At 69.9% G+C, this 15,330-nt stretch carries 12 protein-coding genes; 10 read left to right on the forward strand and 2 right to left on the reverse strand.

The genetic code is table 11. The features are described 5' to 3' along the window. Positions 1-57: 57 nt before the first annotated feature. A complete protein-coding gene (locus AB5G72_RS01260; protein WP_227022115.1) occupies positions 58-621 on the forward strand; it encodes a hypothetical protein in 564 nt (187 codons plus the stop codon). Positions 622-670: 49 nt separating this feature from the next. On the opposite strand, the gene AB5G72_RS01265 is transcribed toward AB5G72_RS01260, so the two are convergent. Continuing rightward, complete coding sequence (locus AB5G72_RS01265) at positions 671-1,957, reverse strand: DUF4921 family protein (protein WP_440221534.1); 1,287 nt, start codon at positions 1,955-1,957, stop codon at positions 671-673. A 235-nt stretch (positions 1,958-2,192) separates the two neighbouring features. Between AB5G72_RS01265 and AB5G72_RS01270 the strand changes: the two genes are divergently transcribed. The 7 genes from AB5G72_RS01270 (at position 2,193) to AB5G72_RS01300 (ending at position 11,937) form a co-directional block, all read left to right on the forward strand. Continuing rightward, complete coding sequence (locus tag AB5G72_RS01270; RefSeq protein ID WP_440220751.1) at positions 2,193-3,797, forward strand: hypothetical protein; 1,605 nt, start codon at positions 2,193-2,195, stop codon at positions 3,795-3,797. Between the two features lie 263 nt (positions 3,798-4,060). After that, on the forward strand, positions 4,061-8,662 hold the full coding sequence (gene gltB / locus AB5G72_RS01275) for a glutamate synthase large subunit (protein ID WP_120285057.1): 4,602 nt from the start codon (positions 4,061-4,063) through the stop codon (positions 8,660-8,662). Next, positions 8,655-10,127 (forward strand): glutamate synthase subunit beta, encoded by a 1,473-nt coding sequence (locus AB5G72_RS01280; protein WP_440220753.1) that lies wholly within the window; start codon positions 8,655-8,657, stop codon positions 10,125-10,127. The genes gltB and AB5G72_RS01280 overlap by 8 nt, the downstream gene beginning before the upstream one ends. An 88-nt stretch (positions 10,128-10,215) precedes the next feature. Further along, positions 10,216-10,584, forward strand: a complete 369-nt coding sequence (locus AB5G72_RS01285) for a hypothetical protein (RefSeq protein ID WP_440220754.1) — start codon at positions 10,216-10,218, stop codon at positions 10,582-10,584. A 25-nt stretch (positions 10,585-10,609) separates the two neighbouring features. After that, the gene (locus AB5G72_RS01290) at positions 10,610-10,909 is read left to right on the forward strand and encodes an RNA-binding S4 domain-containing protein (protein ID WP_235027950.1); all 300 of its coding nucleotides are present in this window, start codon (positions 10,610-10,612) and stop codon (positions 10,907-10,909) included. Continuing rightward, a complete protein-coding gene (locus AB5G72_RS01295; RefSeq protein ID WP_440220755.1) occupies positions 10,909-11,463 on the forward strand; it encodes a hypothetical protein in 555 nt (184 codons plus the stop codon). Before AB5G72_RS01290 ends, AB5G72_RS01295 begins: the two co-directional genes overlap by 1 nt. A 111-nt stretch (positions 11,464-11,574) precedes the next feature. Continuing rightward, positions 11,575-11,937 carry a hypothetical protein gene (locus tag AB5G72_RS01300; protein WP_253002981.1) on the forward strand — a complete coding sequence of 121 codons (363 nt, stop codon included), beginning with the start codon at positions 11,575-11,577 and terminating at the stop codon, positions 11,935-11,937. 64 nt (positions 11,938-12,001) lie between these two features. Here the strand turns inward: AB5G72_RS01300 and rraA are convergent, their stop codons facing one another. After that, positions 12,002-12,484 carry a ribonuclease E activity regulator RraA gene (rraA, locus tag AB5G72_RS01305; protein ID WP_120285049.1) on the reverse strand — a complete coding sequence of 161 codons (483 nt, stop codon included), beginning with the start codon at positions 12,482-12,484 and terminating at the stop codon, positions 12,002-12,004. A gap of 133 nt (positions 12,485-12,617) precedes the next feature. Between rraA and AB5G72_RS01310 the strand changes: the two genes are divergently transcribed. Together AB5G72_RS01310 and AB5G72_RS01315 are read left to right on the forward strand one after the other, a co-directional pair. After that, complete coding sequence (locus AB5G72_RS01310) at positions 12,618-13,784, forward strand: amidohydrolase family protein (protein ID WP_120285047.1); 1,167 nt, start codon at positions 12,618-12,620, stop codon at positions 13,782-13,784. Next, positions 13,781-15,298 (forward strand): phospholipase D-like domain-containing protein, encoded by a 1,518-nt coding sequence (locus AB5G72_RS01315; protein ID WP_440220756.1) that lies wholly within the window; start codon positions 13,781-13,783, stop codon positions 15,296-15,298. Before AB5G72_RS01310 ends, AB5G72_RS01315 begins: the two co-directional genes overlap by 4 nt. Positions 15,299-15,330: the final 32 nt, after the last annotated feature.

Genomic DNA, 15,330 nt, shown 5'->3' on the forward strand with positions numbered 1-15,330 from the left:
CACAATTCTGGCGAAGCGGGCCCCACGCCCCGAACCGCGGGGCGTATGGTCATCGGCGTGACCCATCCCTTCGCACGGGCCGGGCGGGAGCTCGTCCCCGGCCACTGGCTCGGCCCCGCAGCCGTTCTGGCGCTCGGGTGTGCCACGGCGTGGACGCTCATCGGGTTCGGACACGGCGCGCCGTTGGCGGCCGTGGTGCTCGTCGCGGCACTGGTGCTGGCCCTGTGGAACTCCCCGCTGCGCGCCTCCGGTCACGAGCCACTCCAGACCGTGCGGTCCGTCGCCGACGCGGGTCGCGCCGTGGTGGTGCTGTGGAGGCCGGGGTGCCCTTATTCGTCGGCGCTGCGTCGCCGGGCCGCCCGTGAGGGACTCGACGTCCACTGGGTCAATATCTGGCGGGACGAGGACGCCTATCAACTGTGTTGCAGCATCAACGGCGGCTCGGAGGAGACGCCCACCGCGATGCTGCTCGACGCGGGTCTCGCCGCGCCGGTGGTGATCCCGGCCTCCGTCCCGGGCATCCGTGAGGCCACCGCCGCCCCCGCGCGGGGCGTCATCCACACGCGTGTCGTCTCACGCGCCTCCGGCCGCGTCCGCGGCCTCGGCGTCCGCGGCCACTGACCCGCCCTCCCGCAGGCCGGGCGTGGCCACCACCTCGTCGTCGTCGTCCTCACCGCCCGTACCGAAGTGCCCCCCGCACGTCCCCGCACTCGGTGCCCACCGCCATGTGGGCGATCCGGCCCTGCGCGCGGAGCTCTGCCAGGCGCGGTACCACCCGGTCACGCAAGCCCCACGGGTCGATCGTGTTGACGTAGACGCCGGTCGCGCCCTCGAAACCGGCGGGTGTCGAGATGCGCCACTTCAGCACGATCCGCCACGGCATGGCCGCGACACCCCGTTCAGGCGGGCGGGTGTGCCACTCCTCGTTACACGGCACCAGCCGACCCGTCGCCGCGTGGCAGGCGTGCAGCAGATCCGAGACGCCGCGCAGCTCGGCCGCCGAATGCTCCCACGGCGCGCTCGCCGCCGACCGCGAGTAGACCACCAGCGCGGGGTAGCGGTGCCCCACGCCCACCACCGCGACCGCGTGCTCGTTTTCCGCCAGCACCAACCCCTCGGCCGCGGCGTGGTCCACACCGAGCCGGTTGTAGAGGTCGGGGTCGCCGCCCAGCGCGGCCGCCTCGCGGGCGGTCTTGGCGGGGGTCTCGTCGATCGCCACCAGCTGTTTGTGCAGGTGCGCGAACGAGGCGCCCGCGGGCGCGAGCCAGTTCTGGAACACCGACACGTACCGCGCGTGTGCGTTGTCGCGGTACAGGCCTCGCATCGCGCGGACCGTGAAGGCGGTGAACTGCTCGTGCTCGGCGGGGGTCAGGTCGCCCGACGCGGCGTGGCGGTCGCTGGCGGTGGCGCCGTCGGTGAGATGACGGCGTGCCACCACCACGTCGTGACAGCCGCCGAAGAAGCTCTCCGAGTGCGTGGCCAGTTCGGCCGGGCCCATGGCGTCCACGGCCGACGGGTCGCCCTGCGCTGCGGCGATGCGGGCGCGGACCAGCGCGCGGACGTGCTCGGCGCCAGACGGGGTCGCGAGATACGCGGACTGGTGGGTGGCCGCGCGGGCCGGGATGCGGTAACCGTGCACGGCCTTCCAGTAGTCCAGTGAGACGATCTCGAAGAGATTGCCGAACAGCCGGAACTCCGGGGTCGTGGCATCGAGCTCGTCGGCGGACACCTCCTCGAGCACCCGCCAGGTGTCGCCGTCGCGGATTACGCGCGCCTTCTCCGGGGTGGTCTCGCGCAGCCGGGTCACACAGAACGGGCAGTGCGCCTCCGCGGCGGACGGGTCCACCGCGGTGACCCGCCCGGGGGGGTGGTCGATGGGCCGGTGCGCCCGACCGGGCACGGTCCACACCTCGGTGCCCGTGAACGGATTGGTCTGCTTGACCGTGCCGTCCGACATGCGGCGAAGCGGCGGGACCGGGGACGACAGGGTGTGGGGCGCAGTGGTCACCCATCGAGCGTAGGTGGCCGCGGGCCGCTGACGAGGTCAAATATATGTCGTTTCACCGGTAGTAATGTGATCTAGGTAACAGTATTCTGAGTTTACGCGATGTTTAGGTCAGGTAAGGGGATCGGTGCCAGCGATCCGCTGCATCCTCCGGCCGAAGCAAGGGACACCGAGAGAAGGATCGACTATGTCTTCGAAACGCGCACGACATCTGAGGGCGGCGGCGCTCACCAGCGCAGCGCTGCTCGCTGCCGCCGGTTCGCCGGCGATCGCAGGTGCCCAGACCGGGTCGCTCAACGGCGAGCTCGGTCTGAACCTCGAACTGCTGCTCGGTTCGGCCGGGTCGGGTGAGGGCGGATCGCTCGACGGAGGCATACCGAGCGGCTCGCTGGATCCCGGCTCGCTGGAGCCGCTGTCCGCCGGTTCCGATACCGGCTCGGATGATCTCTCGGGGCCCGGTTCGGTGGACCCCGGATCCGTGCCGTCGGGGTCGTCCCCGGACACCGGATCGCTCAACCCGGGATCGCTCGACCCCGGTTCGCTGGACCCCGGCTCCCTGGACCCAGCCTCGCTGCAGCCGTTGTCCGCGGGGTCCGATGCCGGGTCGGATGACGTGGGCTCTGACGAAGGGTCGCTGGAGGAGGGGTCCCTGGATGCGGGTTCCCTGGCTCCGTTGTCGGCGGGCTCGGATGCCGGCTCGGACGACGGGTCGTTGGACCCCGGTTCCGCCGAGGGCGGATCGCTCGTGGCCGTGACTCTGCTCCTGGCGCTCGGATCGTCCGGTTCCGAGGCGGGTGATGGCTCGCTGGCGCCGTTGTCGGCCGGTTCTGAGGGCGGGTCGGAGGATCTGGGATCGGATGACGGGTCGTTGGAGGGGTCGCTGGATGCGGGTTCGCTGGCGCCGTTGTCGGCCGGTTCTGAGGGCGGGTCGGACAACGAGCCCGGGGAGGGGTCGGTCGACCTCGGTTCACTCGCGCCCGGATCCCTTGCTCTGGGCTCCCTGCCTCTCGCATCGGTGGGAGGATCGCTGGAGCCGTTGTCGTCGGGTTCCGATGGCGGGTCGGATGACATGGGTTCGGACGACGGGTCGTTGGAGGGCTCGCTTGACGGTGGTTCGCTAGCGCCGTTGATGACGGGGTCTGCTGCCGGGTCCGATGACATGGGTTCGGATGACGGGTCGGTGGAGGGGTCCCTGGCGCCGTTGTCGTCCGGTTCTGATGCCGGTTCGGGCAACGGGACGGGGGAGGGTTCGCTCGACGGCTCGTTGGAGGGCTCCCTCGACGGGGGTTCCCTCGCACCGTTGTCGGCCGGGTCCGATGAAGGGTCGCTGGAGGAAGGCTCGTCTGAGGGCTCCCTGCCGATGGGATCTCTCGAACCGGGATCGGCCACCGGCTCCCTCGCTCCTCTCGGGTCCCTCACGGCGTCGCTGGCCCCACTCGGGTCCGCAGGATCGGCTGTGGGGTCACTGCCGCTGCTGCTGCCTGTCGCGCTCATCGGCGGTTCCGTGGCTGCTGCACCGATGATCCTGCAGGTGGGCGCGGACATGGGGCTCGCGCTTCCGCCGCTGCCGGGCCTCCCCGCTCCGGTCGCGGCAGCGCCGGCGGTCGCCGCGCCGCCGGTTGCGCCCGGGCCCCCGACGCCGAACGGGCGTGGGGGCGAGCCGGGTGTCGCCGGAGTCGGAGGCGCCGCGGTGGGCGTCAATGCCGCCATCGTGATGACCGGCTCGCTGGGTGATTACGAAGTGGCGCTGCCGGACGGTGTCACGTTGCCACCAATGCCGTTCATTCGGTGAGTTATCTGAGAGAAGGCCCGCCCCGAGAGCATTTGCCCGGGGCGGGTCTTCCGCCATCTCGGGCGGGCGTGAGGCGCGTACCCTGAGAGAAATCTCACAAGGTGGACTCGGGTTCCCATGTCAGGGGCCACAGTTTGACTTTCCCGATTTGTGTGCTGCGCCCCTTCTGCCCATATTATTTCCGAGCCAGAGCACTTCGGTCCTCTGAGTACGGGTGCTCCAGACACCACGGAGTCCGCCCGTCGACAAGCGAAGGCGAATACATGATGACGACTCCCGGCCCCAAGAGCCTGTACCGCCCTGAATACGAACACGACTCGTGTGGCGTCGCGTTCGTTGTGGATATGTACGGACGCAAGTCCCGGGACATCGTCGAGAAGGCGATCGCCGCACTGGTGAACCTCGAGCACCGCGGCGCCGTTGGCGCCGAGGCCAACACCGGTGACGGCACGGGCTTGTTGATCCAGGTACCGGACTTGTTCCTCCGCGAAGTGATGCGTGAGGAGCAGGACGTAGAACTGCCTGAGGCCGGTGCATATGCCACCGGCCTTTGTTTTCTCCCCCAGTCCCGCATGCTCGCGATGGACGCCATGCGGATGGTGGAGCGGATCGCCGCCGAACAGGGCGTGTCCGTGATCGGGTGGCGTGAGGTCCCGGTCGACGACTCCACGGTCGGCGCGATCTCACGCGACGCGCAGCCCAGCATCCACCAGATCTTCGTCAAGGCCGCCGGCCCCGGAGGGGCGCTGCTCACGGAGCTGGACCTCGAGCGCAAGTGCTTCGTGGTGCGCAAGCGCTGCGAGCACGAGCTGGGCTCCAAGGGGCCCGGCAAGGGTGACCTCGGCTCGGAGACCGTGTATTTCCCGTCCCTGAGCCCTCGGACCTTCGTCTACAAGGGCATGCTCACCGAGAAGCAGCTCCCGGAGTTCTACCTGGATCTCCAGGACGAGCGTGTGGAGTCCGCCCTGGGCATCGTCCACTCCCGCTTCTCCACCAACACGTTCCCGGCATGGCCGCTGGCGCATCCCTTCCGCTACGTCGCCCACAACGGTGAGATCAACACCGCCCGCGGTAACGAGAACTGGATGCGGGCCCGCGAGTCACTCATGTCCAGCGAGCACATCGAGGACCTGTCGGCGGCACTGCCCATCTGCACCCCGGGCGGCTCCGACACCGCGCGCTTCGACGAGGCGCTGGAACTGCTGACGCTGGCAGGGCGCACCCTGCCCCACGCCGTGCTCATGATGGTCCCCGAGGCGTGGGAGCGCCACGAGACGATGGACCCGGCCAAGCGGGCGTTCTACGAGTACCACGCCTCCCTCATGGAGGCATGGGACGGACCGGCGTCGATCACGTTCACCGACGGCACCGTGATCGGCGCCGTGCTCGACCGCAACGGTCTGCGCCCGTCCCGGATCTGGGTCACCGACGACGGGCTCGTCGTCATGGCCTCCGAAGTCGGCGTCCTCGACATCCCCCAGGACAAGGTCGTCACCAAGACCCGCCTGCGCCCGGGCCGGATGTTCCTGGTCGATACCGCCCAGGGGCGGATCATCGACGACGAGGAGATCAAGACCGAGCTGGCCGCCGAGCACCCGTACCAGCAGTGGCTCGACGAGGGCATGGTCCGACTCGGGGATCTCCCGCAGGTCGACCACCCGTACATGCCGCACGAGCGTGTCGTGCTGAGACAGCGGGTCTTCGGATTCACCGAGGAGGAGCTCCGGATCCTCGTCTCGCCGATGGCCGGGGCGGGTGCGGAGGCGATCGGATCGATGGGCACCGACACGCCGCTGCCGGTCCTGTCGGAGCGCTCACGGATGCTGTTCGACTACTTCGCGCAGCGCTTCGCCCAGGTCACCAACCCGCCGCTGGACGCGATCCGCGAGGAGCTCGTCACCAGCTACGGTGTGACGCTCGGCCCCGAGGGCGATCTCATCCACCCGGGCCCGGAGTCGTGCCGCCAGATCCGCCTGGACAACCCGATCCTCGGCAACGACGAGCTGTCGACGCTGATGGCGGCCGGCGAGACCCGTCCCGGTCTGCGATCGGTGGTCGTCCGCGGCCTGTACAACGTCGCTCACGGCGGCCGCGGCCTGCGCATCGCCCTGGAACGGATCCGTCGCGAGATCTCCCACGCCATCGAGGATGGTGCCACGATCATCGTGCTGTCGGATCGTGAGTCGGATGAGCGCAACGCGCCGATTCCGTCGCTGCTCCTCACCTCGGCCGTGCACCACCACCTCGTCCGCGAGAAGACCCGTACCCGGGTCAGCCTCGTGGTCGAATCCGGAGACGCCCGCGAGGTCCACCACATGGCGGTCCTCTTCGGGTACGGCGCCGAGGCGATCAACCCGTACATGGCGTTCGAGTCCATCGACGAGCTCGTCAAGACCGGTCACCTCACCGGGGTGGACACCCCCGCGGCCTGCGCCAATTACCGCAAGGCCGCCGCGAAGGGCGTGCTCAAGGTGATGTCCAAGATGGGCATCTCGACCCTGGCCTCGTACACGGGTGCGCAGCTCTTCGACATCACGGGGCTCTCGCAGGAGTTGTGCGACGAGTACTTCACCGGCTCGATCAGCCCCATCGACGGCATCGGGCTCGACGAGATCGCCGAGGACGTGGCCCGTCGCCACCGCTTCGCGTTCCTGCCGCGGCCGGAGGAGGCCGCGCACCGCGAGCTCGAGATCGGCGGGGAGTACCAGTGGCGCCGGGAAGGCGAGTACCACCTGTTCAACCCGGACACGGTGTTCAAGCTCCAGCACTCCACGCGCTCCGGTCGCTACGAGATCTTCAAGGAGTACACCCAGCTCGTCGACGACCAGTCGGAACGTCTGGCCACCCTCCGCGGCCTGTTCGAGCTGAAGGGGACCCGTCCCCCGGTGCCGATCGAGGAGGTCGAGCCCGTCTCGGAGATCGTCAAGCGGTTCTCCACGGGCGCGATGAGCTACGGCTCCATCTCGGCCGAGGCCCACGAGACGCTGGCGATCGCCATGAACCGTCTCCACGCCCGGTCCAACTCGGGCGAGGGCGGCGAGTCGATCGACCGCTTCAGCCCCGACCCCAACGGTGACTGGCGCCGGTCGGCCATCAAGCAGGTGGCCTCAGGCCGGTTCGGTGTGACCAGCAACTACCTGGCCAACTGCACCGATATCCAGATCAAGATGGCCCAGGGCGCCAAGCCGGGCGAGGGCGGCCAGCTCCCGCCGGGGAAGGTCTACCCGTGGGTCGCCGAGGTTCGTGGCTCGACCCCGGGCGTCGGGCTGATCTCGCCGCCGCCGCACCACGACATCTACTCGATCGAGGACCTGGCGCAGCTCATCTACGATCTGAAGAACGCCAACCCCGAGGCCCGGATCCACGTCAAGCTCGTGGCCGAGCAGGGTGTGGGCACCGTCGCGACGGGTGTGTCCAAGACGCACGCCGACGTGGTGCTCATCTCCGGCCACGACGGTGGCACCGGCGCGTCTCCGCTGACCTCGCTCAAGCATGCGGGCGGCCCGTGGGAGCTGGGTCTCGCCGAGACCCAGCAGACCCTGCTGGTCAACGGCCTGCGGGATCGGATTGTCGTCCAGGTCGACGGGCAGCTCAAGACCGGGCGCGACGTCATCGTCGCGGCGCTGCTCGGCGGCGAGGAGTTCGGATTCGCGACGGCTCCGCTCGTGGTGGCCGGCTGCGTGATGATGCGCGTGTGCCATCTCGACACCTGCCCCGTCGGTGTCGCCACCCAGAACCCGATCCTGCGCGAGCGGTTCAACGGCAAGGCCGAGTACGTGGTGAACTTCATGGAGTTCATCGCCGAGGAGGTGCGCGAGTACCTCGCCGAGCTCGGGTTCCGTTCGCTGGACGAGGCGATCGGACACTCCGAATGCCTCGACAAGTCGCGGGCGTTCGCCCACAACAAGCGGGTCGCGAAGCTCGACCTGGCGCCGATCTTCGCCCAGGCGGAGTCCCCGTTCATGCACCAGGACCTGCGGAACACCAAGTCGCAGGACCACAAGCTCGAGGGCGTCATCGACCGCCGGCTCATCGAGGACAGCCGCTCGGTGATCGCTGATCCCGCGACGGGGCCGTTCGCGGGCAGCTACCCGATCTGCAACGTGAACCGCTCGGTGGGCACCATGCTCAGTCACGAGATCTCCAAGGCGCACGGTGGTGCCGGGCTCCCGGAGGGATCGATCGACCTGAGCTTCACGGGGTCCGCCGGCAACTCGCTCGGGGCGTTCCTCGCCTCCGGCGTGACCGTGCGGGTGTTCGGTGACGCCAACGACTACGTGGGCAAGGGACTGTCCGGGGGACGCATCGTCGTCCGCCCGGCGGAGGACGCCGCCCCCGATTTCGCGGCCGAGAACAACATCATCGCCGGCAACGTGATCTGCTACGGCGCCACCGCCGGCGAGGTATTCCTCCGCGGCATCGTGGGCGAGCGCTTCTGCGTGCGCAACTCGGGCGTCACCGCGGTGGTGGAGGGCGTGGGCGACCACGCCTGTGAGTACATGACGGGTGGACGCGTCGTCGTGCTGGGGGAGACGGGACGCAACGTCGCGGCCGGCATGTCCGGTGGCGTCGCCTACTTCTACGACCCGCAGGGCGTCCTGCCCGAGAACCTCAACGTGGAGCTCGTCGACACCGACGAGCTGACCAGCGAGGACGTGGAATTCCTCCGCGGCATCGTGGAGCGCCACGTGGAGGAGACCGATTCGGCCCGGGGCCGGGAGATCCTCGGTGGTTGGGCCCAGAACGTGAATCATTTCGCCAAGGTCATGCCGCGCGACTACAAGCGCGTGCTGCTGGCCATCGAGCAGGCGGAGAAGGACGGACGCAACGTGGACGAGGCGATCATGGAGGCCGCAAATGGCTGACCCGAAGGGCTTTCTCAAGCACACCGAGCGGGAGCTGCCCGAACGCCGCCCCGTCGACCTGCGCATCATGGACTGGAAGGAGGTCTACGAGTCGACGACCATCCCGGAGGATCACCTGAAGACCCAGGCCTCCCGCTGCATGAGCTGCGGTGTGCCGTTCTGCCACCAGGGGTGTCCGCTGGGCAACATCATTCCCGAGTGGAATGACCTGGTGCACCGCGGGAAGTGGGACGCGGCGGTCGACCGTCTGCACGCGACCAACAACTTCCCTGAGTTCACCGGCCGGCTCTGCCCCGCGCCGTGTGAGGGCTCCTGCGTCCTGGGGATCAACCAGCCGCCCGTGACGATCAAGCAGATCGAGGTGGAGATCGCCGAGGCCGCGTGGGCCGACGGCGGCATGGCACCGGTGATCCCGTCGTTCCGTACGGGTCAGACCGTCGCGGTCGTGGGTTCGGGCCCGGCGGGTCTGGCCGCCGCGCAGCAGCTCACGCGCGCCGGACACTCCGTCACGGTGTTCGAGCGTGATGACCGCATCGGTGGACTCATGCGCTACGGGATCCCCGAGTTCAAAATGGAGAAGGCGGTCCTCGACCGGCGTCTCGCGCAGATGGAGGCCGAGGGAACGGTCTTCCGTTCCGGGGTCAACGTCGGCGAGGACATCACGGCGTCGCAGCTGCGGGAGCAGTTCGACGCGGTGGTGCTGAGCGGCGGCGCCACCATGAGGCGGGACCTGCCCGTGCCCGGCCGTGAGCTGGAGGGCATCCATCAGGCCATGGACTACCTGCCCCTGGCCAACAAGGCCGCGGTCGGCGACCCGGTGGTGGATGCCGACGGGTTGCCCGCCATCCACGCGCGGGACAAGCACGTCATCATCATCGGTGGCGGCGACACCGGCGCGGACTGCCTCGGCACGGCGACCCGTCAGGGGGCCAGGTCGGTCAAGAGTTTCGAGATCATGCCCCGCCCGCCGGCGACGCGTGCGGCCTCGACCCCGTGGCCGATGTACCCGCTGATGTTCCGCACGGCCTCCGCCCACGAGGAGAACGGTGAGCGCGTCTACGGCGTGTCCACCGCCGAGTTCGTGGGGGAGAACGGGCACGTCACCGCCCTCAAGGGTTCCGAGGTGAGGATGGTGGACGGGCGCTTCGAGCCCGTTCCCGGTACGGACTTCGAGTACCCGGCGGATCTGGTGCTGTTGGCGATGGGCTTCACGGGTGCCCAGAAGGCCGGACTCTGTTCCGACCTGGGGGTGGACTTCACCGACCGCGGAAACGTGGACCGTGACGGCACTTACGCGACCAATGTCGACGGCGTGTTCGTGGCCGGCGACATGGGCCGCGGGCAGTCGCTCATCGTGTGGGCCATCGCGGAGGGGCGCGCCGCCGCCGCCTCGGTGGATCGCTTCCTCATGGGGGAGACGGCGCTGCCGGAGCCGGTCCGACCGACGGACGTGGCACAGCGCTGAGATCCGCCGTGGCGCCTGACCTTAATGGAACCTAAGATCAGGTCTATTCTGATAGCAGGCCGCCCGGCCTCCGTCTCGGAAGGCATCCATGGTCCGCCGTCGCCCCGCCAGCATGATCGCCGCGCTCTGCGCTGCGGTCGTCCTGGCCGGGGCGCCGGTGGCCTCGGCCCAGCTGCCGGGACCGGGCGCCCAGCTCTCGGGACCGGGCGGCCGGGCCGTGGTGACGGACCTGCCCGTGCTGAGCGAGTTGCCACCATTGCCGTCCAGGGGCGAGTCCCCCGACGTGGACGAGCAGGAGGTCGACGACGCCTCGGGCATGTCGGGCGTTCAGATCATCGCGCTGGCGTTGGCCGCTGCGGCACTGGTGGCCGGCGGGACGGGGCTGGCCCTGGTGACGCGACGCGGCCGCGGGGACCTGCCCGGCGAGCAGCCCGCGAGGACGGGTCCGCCCGTGTGACGGCGCGCCCGATAGGCTCGGGCGTATGAGCCGCCACATCGCAGGACGAGGACGGACCGGCCGGGCGACACCCCCGCCGGCCGGTCCACCCGTCGACGACGTCGAATGCGACCTGAGCAGCAAGCTGACGCTCGGGCAGTTCCTCAAGCTGGCATCACTGCTCGATTCGGGTGCCGAGGCCAAGGACGCGGTCGCCTCCGGCGCCGTGAGCGTCAACGACGAGGTGGACACCCGTCGCGGTCGCGGTCTGGTCGACGGCGACGTGGTGGAGATCGGGGGCCGCGCAGCCCGGGTGGTCGCGCGCGACGGACGGGGAGAGGCCTGATGACGGACGAGGCGCGGCGAACGATCCAGGCTCCGGTCGTGCTGCACGATGGTGACCCCGGCGCCAGGCGTTACGCCGCCTGGCTCGCCGAGGAGTTCGACACCCGGGCCACCCATCACGACACCGTGGACCCGGCCGAACTCGTCGTCGCCGGGACGGTCGTCCTCGTCACCGGGATGCGGGCGGCCGGCGGGCTGGGTGGTTCGGCGTTCATCCGCGACAACTGGGAGGCGCTCGTCGAGGCCGGGCGCCGGGTCGCCGTCGTCATGGTGGGCCCGACTCCGGTCACCGATGACGCCCGGATCGAGCTCATGTCGAGTGAGTTCTCGGGCGATCAGCTCCGCGATCTCAAGCTCTTCCAGTTGCGGGGCGTGGTCACCCCGGACCAGCTGGGATTCCGGCAGCGGCTGGGCGTGAAGACCGCTCTCGCGGCGCTGCGTCGCAAATCCGAGCGCACCCCGGAGGAGGAGTCCATGCTCGAGTTGGGTGGGCTGGACCTCACCGACCGGGTCTCACTCGGGCCCCTGCTGCGCTGGATCCGCCGCGAGGCCTGATCGGCCGAGCGGGCCGGAAAGCCGCGTCGCGCGCCACACTGGTGTGACCCCCGATACCATCTCCTGGGTGAGACCCCGCCGTGGGGCGGGGCGACGACCCGGAGGATCCCGATGCGCACGACCACCCTCGCAGCGACCGTCTCGGCACTCGCCGCCGCCACCCTGCTGACCGGAGCCGGAACGGCGGCGGCAGACGAGCCGGACGAGTCCGCGGATATGGGAACGATTCGCAGCGTGCTCCTCGCTCCCAACGTGGGGGAGGCGCTCGGCAGCATCGGCTACGGGTCGCTCGGGACCGGCTCGCTGATGGACCTGCTCACCGGGCTCATCAACGCCGGTTCGGTCATCCTGTCGGTGGAGCTGCCCAACGCGACGGGTTCCTACGCGCCCGGGTCCCTGGGCAGCTACGGGCCCGAGGCCTCGATCGGCGACGTGCTCACCATCCCGGTCGCGAGCCTCGGGGGAGCCTCCTGAGCGACCCCGCCCGCGGGCACACCCCGCGGGCGCTCGGGCGGGTGCGACGAACGACCCGGACGGGTCAGCGCACCACGATCCCGTCGGAGTCGGCGTAGAGCGTGTCACCGGGGACGAAGTCGACCCCGCCGAAGCTCACGGTCACGTCGCGTTCGCCGTCGCCGGTCTTGCTGGACTTGCGCGGGTTCGTGCCCAGGGCCTTACAACCGAAGTCCATGCCGCCCACGACCGCCGAGTCTCGGATGGCGCCGTTGACCACGACCCCGGCCCAGCCGTTGGAACGGCCGAGCTCGGCGATGAGGTCGCCCACCAGCGCGGTGTGGAGGCTGCCGCCGCCGTCGATCACCAGGACCCGGCCCTCGCCGGGCTCGCCGAGCACGCTCTTGAGCAGTGCGTTGTCCTGGAAGCACCGGACGGTCGAGACGGGACCGAAGAACTCCGTCCGGCCACCGAGGTCGCGGAACTGGGTGTCACAGCTGCGGACGTCCTCGCCGATCTCGTCGACGAGGTCCGCGGTGGGGACGAATCCGGCGGGGGTGTCGGTCATGCGGGGCCTCCTGGGACGTGGTCTGGTCATGGCAACGCTATCCGGCCGCGCTCCCGCGGGGGAGCCCGCCGTGGGGGACAATAGCGGGTGAAGGGTGCCCCGCCATCGTCCGAGAACCAGGAAGGAGCCACCCGTGGCCCAGTACGAACTCCTGATCCACGCCCGGCGCGCGGTCGTCGACGATCGCATCCAGCAGGCGGCGGTCACGGTGGACGGGGGAGTGATCTCGTCGGTGCGGACGGGGTCGGAGGCGCGGGACATCGGTCTGGCGGGCGACCACACGATCGCCCTCGGTGATGACGTGGTCCTCATGCCGGGACTCGTCGACCCGCACGTCAGTACCGAGGACGTCGCGGTGGGCACGCGTTCGGCGGCTCAGGGCGGGATCACCTCGGTGATCGACTACGGAACCGACGGCGACCCGGTCGCGATCACCCCCGAGGACGTGGACCGCTGGCGGCAGGACGTCTCCGGCGAGTCCACGGTGGACGTCGGACTGTGGGGCGCGGCGGTTCCGGGGAATCTCGGCGGGCTCGGGACGTTGCTGGATCGTGGCGTGTTCGGGGTGTCGGCGGTGGCCGCCGGCAAGGGCGTCGCCGGTGCGCCGACCCTGGACTCCGCACAGGTGGTGGCGGCCGCCGAGGAGGTCGCGGAGGCCGGCGGGCTGTTCGCGGTGGATGCCGGGGTGGACGATCTGCCCGGGCTTCTCGAGGTCTGCCGGCGCACGGGTGGCCGGTTGCACGTCCGGGCGGTGTCCGACCACGAGGAACTGCCCCTGCTGCGCGAGGCCAGGGCGGACGGGCTGGCCGTGACCGCCTCCACCAGCCCGCACATGCTGGCGCTGGTCTCCGAGGTCACCCACGGCGGCGCTGCGGTCGCGCGGCTCGACCCGCCGATCCGGGACGCCGCCAACCGCGAGTTGCTGTGGGAGGCGTTGCGCGACGGCACGATCGACGCCGTGGCCTCGGCCCGCCTCGGGCTGTCGGTCGTGTGGACCGAGGCCCGTCGCCGGGGATTCGATCTCGCTGACGTCGCCGGGTGGATGGCCACGCGCACCGCCGGGGTCGTGGGCCTGCGGGACCGCGGTGAGATCCGGGTCGGCCTGCGCGCGGACCTCGCCGCGGTCGCCGATGACGACGCGTTCGTCGTCCTGCCCGGGACCCGTGAGCTGGGCTCTGCGGACTCGGTGTACGCCCAGCGTGCCCTGGCGGGCGTGGTGCGGTGGACGATGCGGGGCGGAACGGTGATCGACCCCCGTGCCCTCGCCCTCGGGACTGTCCTGACCCGACAGACGAAGTGAACCCCACAGTGGTGGGTCTCGACCTGTCCTTCCCGGCAGGGGTCACCTCGGGCCTGCTCATCACCGAGTACGTCATCAAGATCCTCGCGCTGGGGATGGTCCCCGAGAACCGGCAGCCGTCGTCGTCGCAGGCGTGGCTGCTCGCGATCCTCTTCATCCCGGTGGTGGGCGTGCCGTTGTTCCTCCTGTTGGGCAATCCCTACATCACCGGGCGACGGCACCTCATCCAGGCCGAGGCGAACCATCTCTATGCCAGGGCGCTCGAGAAGCGGCCCACCGTTCCCGACGGAGTTCACGTGGGGCCCGGGGTGCGGACCATCCTGGAGATGAACCGGACCCTCACCGCGATCCCGGCCATGTCCGGGGACTTCGTCGGCCTGCATTCGGACTACACCCGGTCGGTGGCGGCGATGACCGAGGCGGTCCGTGCCGCCCGGGACCACGTGCACATCGAGTTCTACGCGCAGTCGTGGGACTCCGAGACCGACGAGTTCTTCACCGCCGCGGTCGAGGCCGCCGAGCGGGGGGTCGTGGTCCGGGTGCTGGTCGATCACCTCGGGTCACTGCGCTACCGGGGGTTCACGAAACTGCGGAAGCGGCTGCGGCGGACCCCGGTGGAGTTCCATCTGATGCTGCCGGTGAACCCGTTCCGCGGCCGGTTCAGGCGTCCGGACCTGCGCAATCACCGCAAGATGCTCATCGTGGACGGGGTGCACGGGTTCATCGGGTCGCAGAATCTCATCGAGCGCCACTACGGCAGTTCGCGCAACGCCCGGCTCGGCCGTGAGTGGGTCGATCTGATGATGGAGGTCCGCGGGGAGATCGTCCAGGCGATGGACAGCGTGTTCGCGGTGGACTGGTATTCCGAGTCCGGTGAGGTGATCGGCACGCTGGAGGACGTGGCGCAGGGCGCGCCACTGGCGCCCGGACGCAAGGGCGGGGATCCCACGGCGGGCGACCCGGTGAGCGCGTTCCAGCTGGTCCCGTCCGGGCCGGGGTACAGGACGCAGCCGGGCCTGAGGATGTTCACCCAGCTCATCGGCCAGGCACGTGAGCGGGTGCGGATCGTCAGCCCGTACTTCGTGCCGGACGACGCTCTCCTGCACGCCATCACGTCGGCGTCGTTCCGCGGGGTGGGGGTGGAGTTGTTCGTCCCCGAACACGCCGACCAGTTCCTCGTCCACCACGCCCAGCGGTCCTACTACCGCGCGCTGCTTGAGGCCGGGGTGGTGATCCACCGCTTCCGCTCCCCGGCGGTCCTGCACACCAAGACGGTGCTGATCGACGACTACGCCGGGATCGTGGGCTCGAGCAACATGGACCAGCGCTCGTTCAACCTCAACTTCGAGATCAGTCTGCTGGTCCTGGGCGGCGAGGCGGTCGCGGAGCTCAACGACGTGGTGGACTCCTACCTCGAGGACTGCACCACGTTGGGCATCGAGACGTGGATGAGCCGCCCGTGGCCGGGGCGGTACGTCGACAACGTCGCACGTCTCACCTCCGCGCTGCAGTAGGCCGGGTCCGGCGGCGGATCGGGTCCGGCGGC

The organism is Dietzia sp. MNB45 (genome assembly GCF_051994785.1).
In the GTDB taxonomy this organism is placed as follows: domain Bacteria; phylum Actinomycetota; class Actinomycetes; order Mycobacteriales; family Mycobacteriaceae; genus Dietzia; species Dietzia kunjamensis.